The following is a 449-nucleotide window of genomic DNA, read 5'->3' as shown; positions in this document are numbered from 1 at the left end:
ATGCACAGCGCCCGGGCGATTGCCGCCCGCTGCTGCTGCCCGCCCGACAGTTGCGCCGGATATTTGTCGGCCTGGTCGCCGATCCGCACCTTGCCGAGATATTTGCCGGCAAGCGCCCGGGCGTCGGTCTTCGACATGCCCCGCACCCGCATCGGGGCCAGCATGCAGTTTTCGATGATGGTCATGTGCGGGAAGAGGTTGAAGCTCTGGAACACCATGCCGACCTCGCGCCTGACCGCGTCGACGGTCTTGCCGGTGCCATCGAGCGCCAGCCCTTCGACGACGATCCTGCCCTTCTGGATTTCCTCCAGCCGGTTGATGCAACGGATCAGGGTGGATTTGCCCGAGCCCGACGGTCCGCAAAGCACGATTTTCTCGCCCTTGCGGACCGAAAGGTTGATGTTCTTCAAGGCGTGGAAGGCGCCATACCATTTCTCGACGCCTTCCAG

General features: G+C 63.3%; 1 protein-coding gene. It reads right to left on the bottom strand.

Going from position 1 to position 449, the window contains the following annotated elements; genetic code table 11:
- Positions 1 to 449: amino acid ABC transporter ATP-binding protein (locus AC1D0P_RS29560; protein ID WP_477679986.1), on the bottom strand; the 449-nt coding region annotated here is incomplete at both ends.

Source organism: Polaromonas sp. P1_G2 (assembly GCF_056405515.1).
The sequence above is the reverse complement of the archived record's forward strand: the minus strand, read 5'-3'. Positions and strand labels throughout refer to the sequence as shown.